This window comes from Enterobacter cloacae complex sp. IR5418, from assembly GCF_049238105.1.
Taxonomy (GTDB): domain Bacteria; phylum Pseudomonadota; class Gammaproteobacteria; order Enterobacterales; family Enterobacteriaceae; genus Enterobacter; species Enterobacter hormaechei.
Map to the genome: position 1 here is coordinate 1 of NZ_JBMKHS010000067.1, position 7,192 is coordinate 7,192.

The following is a 7,192-nucleotide window of genomic DNA, read 5'->3' on the forward strand; positions in this document are numbered from 1 at the left end:
CCTCAGCATAGTACTGGGAAGGAGGGAGTGACCATCTCATTAAATAAAGCACGCTAAGCTGTGGAAGCCCCTGCCAAGCTCGTTCCACCTTGCAACGACGCAATCAGCGGACACGAAACATTCCCCTGCCGCGAATGGCAGGCGCACACCAGGTCAGACAGCACAGCCTCCATGCGCGCCAAATCGGCCATCTTCTCGCGCACGTCTTGGAGCTTGTGCTCGGCCAGGCTGCTGGCCTCCTCGCAGTGGGTGCCATCGTCGAGCCGCAGCAACTCGGCGATTTCATCCAGGCTGAAGCCCAACCGCTGGGCCGATTTCACGAATCGCACCCGTGTCACGTCCGCCGCGCCATAGCGGCGAATGCTGCCATAGGGCTTGTCCGGCTCGGGCAACAAGCCCTTGCGCTGATAGAACCGGATGGTCTCCACGTTGACGCCGGCTGCCTTGGCAAAAACGCCAATGGTCAGGTTCTCCAAATTATTTTCCATACCGCTTGACTCCGTACATGAGTACGGAAGTAAGGTTACGCTATCCAATTCAAATTCGAAAGGACAAGCCGAGGAAGGTAGCGGACGACTCATTGGGGTACAGGCAGTGGCCCCGGAAGCGGGCGAGCTGATCCAGACGGCGGTGCTCGCGATCCGTAACCGCATGACCGTACAGGAACTGGCTGACCAGTTGTTCCCCTACCTGACGATGGTCGAGGGGCTGAAGCTCGCGGCGCAGACCTTCACCAAGGATGTCAAACAATTGTCCTGCTGCGCAGGATGAAAGGAGATGGAACCATGAAGCTCGCCCCATATATTTTAGAACGTCTCACTTCGGTCAATCGTACCAATGGTACTGCGGATCTCTTGGTCCCGCTACTGCGGGAACTCGCCAAGGGGCGTCCGGTTTCACGAACGACACTTGCCGGGATTCTCGACTGGCCCGCTGAGCGAGTGGCCGCCGTACTCGAACAGGCCACCAGTACCGAATATGACAAAGATGGGAACATCATCGGCTACGGCCTCACCTTGCGCGAGACTTCGTATGTCTTTGAAATTGACGACCGCCGTCTGTATGCCTGGTGCGCGCTGGACACCTTGATATTTCCGGCGCTGATCGGCCGTACAGCTCGCGTCTCATCGCATTGCGCTGCAACCGGAGCACCCGTTTCACTCACGGTTTCACCCAGCGAGATACAGGCTGTCGAACCTGCCGGCATGGCGGTGTCCTTGGTATTGCCGCAGGAAGCAGCCGACGTTCGTCAGTCCTTCTGTTGCCATGTACATTTCTTTGCATCTGTCCCGACGGCGGAAGACTGGGCCTCCAAGCATCAAGGATTGGAAGGATTGGCGATCGTCAGTGTCCACGAGGCTTTCGGCTTGGGCCAGGAGTTTAATCGACATCTGTTGCAGACCATGTCATCTAGGACACCGTGATCGGATATCGACCCAATGTTCTACGGCACCGGCATCGGATTCGCAGCGCGCGGATTGAACTCGGCGAAACGGTATATGCATTGCCGTGAACCGACCAAAAGGAGGTGTTCGATGAACGCCTACACGGTGTCCCGGCTGGCCCTTGATGCCGGGGTGAGCGTGCATATCGTGCGCGACTACCTGCTGCGCGGATTGCTGCGGCCAGTCGCCTGCACCACGGGTGGCTACGGCCTGTTCGATGACGCCGCCTTGCAGCGACTGTGCTTCGTGTGGGCCGCCTTCGAGGCGGGCATCGGCCTCGGCGCATTGGCGCGGCTGTGCCGGGCGCTGGATGCGGCGAACTGCGATGAAACTGCCGCGCAGCTTGCTGTGCTGCGTCAGTTCGTCGAACGCCGGCGCGAAGCGTTGGCCAATCTGGAAGTGCAGTTGGCCGCCATGCCGACCGCGCCGGCACAGCATGCGGAGAGTTTGCCATGAACAGCCCCGAGCGCATGCCGGCCGAGACGCACAAACCGTTCACCGGCTACCTGTGGGGCACGCTGGCCGTGCTGACTTGCCCCTGCCACCTGTCCATCCTCGCTGCCGTGCTGGCCGGCACAACCGCCGGTGCATTCCTTGTCGAGTATTGGGTCATCACGGCGCTCGGTTTGACCGACCTGTTTCTTCTGTCACTGGCGCGGGCGTTGCGGGCATTCAGGGAAAGATCATGAGCGCTTCCCGGCCGGATGGATGGACTACGGCGGAGGGCCCAAGCGTTCGAGCGCGGGCAAGGCTTTCTGTTCGCAAAGCCGATGCCGGCGGCGGCATTCGCCGTCTTCGTCAGTCAATGGAGGGGTGCCACCATGAATGCAAATGATCCGACCGCCACCAGTTGCTGCGTGTGCTGCAAGGAAATTCCGCTCGATGCCGCCTTCACACCGGAAGGCGCGGAGTACGTCGAGCACTTCTGCGGGCTGGAGTGTTATCAACGTTTCCAGGCGCGGGCCAGCACTGCGACCGAAACGAGCGGCGAACCGAACGCTTGCGGTTCGCCGCCGTCAAATTGAGACAAACCACGCTTTCGCTACGTCGCCTCATGTCGGCATCAAATTCGGCTGAGTAGCTTCTCGCCATCTGGACGTAGCTCGCCCTTGGGTGAAATATGCCGATACAGGGTCTGCCGCGTGATGCCAAGTTCCTGGCACAGGTCGCCGACCTTGGTCTCTGACTGCCCCATTGCCGCCATCGCCAGCCGCAGCTTGGCGGCGGTCATCTTGAACGGCCGGCCGCCTTTCCGGCCGCGTGCCCGTGCTGAGGCCAGGCCCGCCACGGTGCGCTCGGCGATCAACTCGCGCTCGAACTCGGCCAGCGCGGCGAAGATACCGAAGACCAGCTTGCCGGCGGCGGTCGTGGTGTCAATGGCCGCGCCGTGCCCGGTCAGCACCTTGAGGCCGATGCCGCGTCCGGTCAGGTCATGGACGGTATTGATCAGATGGCGCAGGTCGCGCCCGAGCCGATCCAGTTTCCAAACGACCAACGTGTCGCCTGGCCGTAGTGCCTTCAGACAGCTCGCCAGACCGGGACGATCCTCGCGTTTTCCGGACGCTTGGTCTTCATAGAGATGCGCCGGATCAACACCGGCCGCGACCAGCGCATCGCGCTGCAAGTCCGTCGCCTGGGAGCCATCCGCCTTCGATACTCGCATGTAGCCAATCAGCATCTTGTACCTGTCACATATACGTTCGATTATGTGACAGTTTGCATCGGGAAGCTCTGCACGTCAAAATTTGTCACTTAACCCGTCATTCTGTCTAAGGCATGCAAAGGGTAGGCTAGGCTCATAATGTGACAGAAATTCCGGGGGGATGCCTTCCTTCGCGAAGGTGGCGCGCAACTGTTCCAAGGAAGCGGGGTCGCGCCGACCATAGGAAGCCAACGCGAACAGCGAGCGTGCCGTCTCGGGGTTGTGTCGTGCTTCAATGATGGCCTCATCAATGGCCTGGATTGCACGCTGCCAGTGATCGACGGGTTCGGGCTTCGGCGCTTTCGCCGGCAGGCCACTGGTGAACCCGGTTTGGGGCTCGGACCAGAATAGCTTTGCGTGCTCGCCTGGCGGGCTTATATCCCTCACCTCAATCAAGCTGATTGCCGTTGCCGCCGCCTCCAGCATCTGCAACCGTACTGCCGGGTTCAGGGTTTCATACGGTCGCCACAGACTTTGCCCAGCACGCAGCGGATGCCCGCAGCATTCCCAGATTTGGCGGAGATACCCCGCGTAGGTGCCGCACGTCGAAAGCGGGGTGTTCAGCTCATCGAGCAGCGTGCGTAGCAGCCTAAACCACAATCCGGCGTGGATGCGTCGGCGCGGCAACTCCACGTGGCCGGTCGTCAGTGCCTGCCAGGTACGCTGGTCCATCGCCGCAATCGCGTCGCTGGCAGTGCGCGGTTCGGCGTCGGCGTTCTCCCAGCCGAGAAACCGCCCTGGCACGCCCCAATAGGATTCCAGCCAGCAGCCATGCAGTGGGCAGCTCAGCATCAGGGGCAGCTTCCACGCGAGCAGTACGGCTTGGTTCTCCGGATCGTTCAGACAGAGCGGGCAGGCGCGATGTATCGGCTGGCTGGGCAGCCAGGCACGCCAGCTCGTGATGGATCGCGTCCTACGGCGGAGTTTCGGCAGCAGCACCGAGAGCTGGAACGCATAGGTTTCCAATGCATCTGGAATCTGATCATCAAGGCTGTCCAGTAGCCAAGGCACCCAGCCGGCGAAACTCATGCAACGCAGCCGGTCCGGCTCGATGCCGCTCCGCTGGGAGAGCATCGCCAGCAGCGCCAGTGGTGGCGCGGTGTCCAGGTCATCAACCTGGCCGTGACCAAGATCGTGCTCCAGCAGCTCGGACACCTCCATGTGATAGCAAAGGGCCACGCGGTTGAGCCACGAAGACAAGGCTTCGCCTTCCCTGGGAGCCGGATGCAGTGGCCAGTGTGGCGCTGGCTTCACATCAGTTCCCGCTCGAATTGCCGCCGCCGCTCGCTGGGACCGGTGTAATCGGCCATGCTGAGCGTGCGATGGTTGATCGCTTCCTCACCGCTCTCCACGGCAGCGACGGCCGCCGCCATCAACAGGTGCGCCAGCTCGCCGATGGTGCCCTCGCTGCGCGTGAGCAGGTAGCGGGCCATATCCAGCGTGGCAATCGACGAGGGTCGCCGCAGCGGGAGCGAAGCCGCGAAGCTGGCCAGCAGTGAGCAGCAATCGTCGTTGGCCTCCCACACCGGCAGCATCATCGGCTCGAAGCGGTTTTCCAACTGGTCGTCCGAGCGGATCGCCAAGTAGGCATCGCGTGTGCCGACCCCGACCAGCGGGATGCGCAGCTCGTTGCCGAGGAAACGCAGCAGGTTGAGGAATTCCCGGCGGTTGACGCTGTTGCCGGCCAGGACGTTGTGCAATTCGTCGATCACCAGCATGCGCACGCCGACCTTGCGTAGCAGTGCCAGCGCCAATTGCTCCATTTCCGGCAGCCGTGGGCGCGGGCGCAATGGCGCGCCCATCGCGGCAAGTAGCGCGACGTAGAAGCGGATTACCGACGGTTCGGATGGCATCTGCACGACCAGTACCGGAATGTGCTCCTGGTCGGCGTCGGAGCTGGCCGGGTGGGTGCGGCGGAATTTCTCGACGATCATCGACTTGCCGTTGTTGGTTGGACCGACCAACAGCAGGTTGGGCATGCGTTGTTTGTTCGGCCACGCATACAGGGCTTCCAGCCGATTCAGCGCCTCGACTGCTCGCGGATAGCCGATCCAGCGGTCAGCGCGAAGGCGATGGATGCGTTCGTCCGCCGGAAGACGGGCCAAGCCCTGGGCCACCGGCATCAGGTGGGACAAGTCGATGATGGGATATTCTTCCACGGCTACCACTCCTCAATCTGGTCGAACGGTTTGGCAGGTGGCTGGTTGTCTGCCTGCGGGTCAGCCATGTCCGCGTCCGGTGGTGGCGTGGTTTTGAAAAGAACTGCCGTTGCCTTGAGATGCTGGCGTCGATCCGCGTCGCGCCGCGCCTTGCGCGTAGCTTTCTGCGCGGTGGACACGATTTCGCGCATCTGGCCGATCATGCGAAACAGCGCCGACTCATCCACCTGTTCGCGCCCTTGCTGCCGCAATTTCGCCAGCGCCTGTCGTTGTTCCCAGAGGGTGACAGCCGGGTGCGACAAGGTGCGGTATGGAATTTCCAGATAGTGCTGCCCCTCCGGCTCCAGCACCCAAATGCGGCTGATGTCGCGCGGGTCGCGCCGGATCAGGAACGCAGGCAAGCGGTCGCGCCGAGCTATCCACGGCTTGAGCGCATCGGCGTAGTAATGGATGTGGTCGATGACGAAGCCGGTGCGGGTCAGCGTGCGGCGGATGATGGGCAGAAAATCGACCAGAAAAGCCGTGGTGCGAGTGATGACGGTTGGCACGCCGGTCCGCGCGATAGCTTCGGCCCAGCGCGCTGCCGGCGGCTGGAGCAGGCCGTTGTGCACGGAGCCGTGGTAGGTGCCGACCGCCAATGTGAGCCAGCGCTCCAGCTCACGCAGCGTCAGGGCGGCCTTGTTTTCGGAATCGTAGTCGCCGCGCTGGTCAGGGTTGGAGAAGGTCGTCCCTGGCAATTCGTCGTGGATCATCTGCATCGCCGTGCCGATGATCCGTTCCACGATGCCGCCGTAGTGCGGCTGCCCGAGCGGGCGATAGTCAAGCCGGATGCCATGCTGCTCGCAGCCTCGGCGTAGCGCTTCGCTCTTGAACTCGGCCGCGTTGTCCAGGTAGAGCAGCCTGGGCTTGCCGCTCATCGGCCACTCCATTTCTATGTTCAGACCCTCCAGCCAGGGACGCTTGTCGCAGGCGACATGCACAAGGCACAGGCCGACCGAAACAGATGACGGCGCTTCCAGCGTGACGACCATGCCGAGCACGCAGCGGGTAAACACGTCGATGGCGATGGTCAGATACGGACGGCCAATCGGTTGCCGGTCGCGCTCGTCCACCACGATCAGGTCGATGACCGTGTGATCAATCTGCACTTGTTCCAGTGGCGCGGTCACGGCGGGAGGCTCACCACCGACACCTTGCAGGCTGCGGGACGCATCCTGACCTTCCCGGCGGCGAGTGGCCTTGAGCGGATCGAGGCCGGCGATCCGCAGAGCCACGGTGTTGCGCGCCGGCGCCCGCAGCTTTTGCGCTTTGCAAGCCTGCGCGACCTCGCGGTGGAACGCTGCCAGGCTACGCTTCTGCTTGGTCAGGAAGCGCTTTTGCAGCAACTCGCGGATGATGCGCTCAACTGATTCCGGCAAGCGTCCCTTGCCTTTTCCGCCGCCGGATCGGCTGCGAGCCAGGTCCGTCACAAGCCCAGCACCTTGCCGGGCACGGCGGATTAGGACATACACCTGCCGCCTGGACAGGCCAAGCGCGTGAGCAGCGGCATCGGCGGCTTCATGCCCGACCACATCAAGCGCTGCCAGCGGCCCGATGATTTCCGCCCGTTGCCGGGCCTGCGCCCAAGCCGCATCGGGCAGGGTGGCCACGCCTTGCTCGGCAATCAATGATGTGTCTGACGCCATGCTCACACCTCGCTTTGGTGCACACGAGTATTGAGCATAGTCGAGATTGGTGCAGATGACTTCTGATATTGCGTTGTCAGGAGTCGCCTGCACATCTGGCGTTACGCCCCGTCAATTGGTGCAGTCGTCTTCTGAAAATGACAACTATCATGGAAAACATTGCGCTCATTGGTATCGATCTGGGTAAAAACTCTTTCCATA

The 7,192-nt window shown here is 62.1% G+C and carries 9 protein-coding genes and 1 pseudogene; 5 read left to right on the top strand and 5 right to left on the bottom strand.

Translation table 11 applies throughout. The features are described from left to right. Positions 1 to 53: 53 nt before the first annotated feature. Positions 54 to 488, bottom strand: coding sequence for a mercury resistance transcriptional regulator MerR (locus ACOTX7_RS23470; RefSeq protein ID WP_010981353.1), 435 nt, complete (start codon positions 486 to 488; stop codon positions 54 to 56). A 70-nt stretch (positions 489 to 558) separates the two neighbouring features. Here ACOTX7_RS23470 and ACOTX7_RS23475 point away from each other — a divergent pair. The 5 genes and pseudogenes from ACOTX7_RS23475 to ACOTX7_RS23495 all read left to right on the top strand — a co-directional run. Beyond that, positions 559 to 771: pseudogene (locus tag ACOTX7_RS23475) on the top strand (mercuric reductase); the annotation flags it as partial. Between the two features lie 14 nt (positions 772 to 785). Then, complete coding sequence (merB, locus tag ACOTX7_RS23480) at positions 786 to 1,424, top strand: organomercurial lyase MerB (protein ID WP_000761850.1); 639 nt, start codon at positions 786 to 788, stop codon at positions 1,422 to 1,424. A gap of 111 nt (positions 1,425 to 1,535) precedes the next feature. After that, the gene (gene merD, locus ACOTX7_RS23485; RefSeq protein ID WP_031942307.1) at positions 1,536 to 1,901 is read left to right on the top strand and encodes a mercury resistance co-regulator MerD; all 366 of its coding nucleotides are present in this window, start codon (positions 1,536 to 1,538) and stop codon (positions 1,899 to 1,901) included. Next, the gene (gene merE, locus ACOTX7_RS23490; protein ID WP_085013665.1) at positions 1,898 to 2,134 is read left to right on the top strand and encodes a broad-spectrum mercury transporter MerE; all 237 of its coding nucleotides are present in this window, start codon (positions 1,898 to 1,900) and stop codon (positions 2,132 to 2,134) included. The genes merD and merE overlap by 4 nt, the downstream gene beginning before the upstream one ends. A gap of 15 nt (positions 2,135 to 2,149) precedes the next feature. Then, positions 2,150 to 2,470 carry a DUF3330 domain-containing protein gene (locus ACOTX7_RS23495; RefSeq protein ID WP_010981356.1) on the top strand — a complete coding sequence of 107 codons (321 nt, stop codon included), beginning with the start codon at positions 2,150 to 2,152 and terminating at the stop codon, positions 2,468 to 2,470. Positions 2,471 to 2,508: 38 nt separating this feature from the next. Here the strand turns inward: ACOTX7_RS23495 and ACOTX7_RS23500 are convergent, their stop codons facing one another. Genes ACOTX7_RS23500 through ACOTX7_RS23515 form a run of 4 tightly spaced genes read right to left on the bottom strand, consistent with a single transcriptional unit; the run spans position 2,509 to position 6,991 of the window. After that, positions 2,509 to 3,123 carry a recombinase family protein gene (locus tag ACOTX7_RS23500; RefSeq protein WP_010981357.1) on the bottom strand — a complete coding sequence of 205 codons (615 nt, stop codon included), beginning with the start codon at positions 3,121 to 3,123 and terminating at the stop codon, positions 2,509 to 2,511. 60 nt (positions 3,124 to 3,183) lie between these two features. Then, complete coding sequence (locus ACOTX7_RS23505; protein ID WP_011405615.1) at positions 3,184 to 4,401, bottom strand: TniQ family protein; 1,218 nt, start codon at positions 4,399 to 4,401, stop codon at positions 3,184 to 3,186. Continuing rightward, on the bottom strand, positions 4,398 to 5,306 hold the full coding sequence (locus ACOTX7_RS23510; protein WP_000393453.1) for a TniB family NTP-binding protein: 909 nt from the start codon (positions 5,304 to 5,306) through the stop codon (positions 4,398 to 4,400). The genes ACOTX7_RS23505 and ACOTX7_RS23510 overlap by 4 nt, the downstream gene beginning before the upstream one ends. A 2-nt stretch (positions 5,307 to 5,308) precedes the next feature. Then, entirely contained in the window at positions 5,309 to 6,991 is a 1,683-nt protein-coding gene (locus ACOTX7_RS23515) for a Mu transposase C-terminal domain-containing protein (RefSeq protein WP_010791757.1), read from the bottom strand. Between the last annotated feature and the right edge of the window lie 201 nt (positions 6,992 to 7,192).

Coding starts and splice junctions, on each gene's coding strand:
- ACOTX7_RS23470 (WP_010981353.1), bottom strand. CDS start 488: ATGGAAAATAATTTGGAGAACCTGACCATTGGCGTTTTTGCCAAGGCA.
- merB (WP_000761850.1), top strand. CDS start 786: ATGAAGCTCGCCCCATATATTTTAGAACGTCTCACTTCGGTCAATCGT.
- merD (WP_031942307.1), top strand. CDS start 1,536: ATGAACGCCTACACGGTGTCCCGGCTGGCCCTTGATGCCGGGGTGAGC.
- merE (WP_085013665.1), top strand. CDS start 1,898: ATGAACAGCCCCGAGCGCATGCCGGCCGAGACGCACAAACCGTTCACC.
- ACOTX7_RS23495 (WP_010981356.1), top strand. CDS start 2,150: ATGGATGGACTACGGCGGAGGGCCCAAGCGTTCGAGCGCGGGCAAGGC.
- ACOTX7_RS23500 (WP_010981357.1), bottom strand. CDS start 3,123: ATGCTGATTGGCTACATGCGAGTATCGAAGGCGGATGGCTCCCAGGCG.
- ACOTX7_RS23515 (WP_010791757.1), bottom strand. CDS start 6,991: ATGGCGTCAGACACATCATTGATTGCCGAGCAAGGCGTGGCCACCCTG.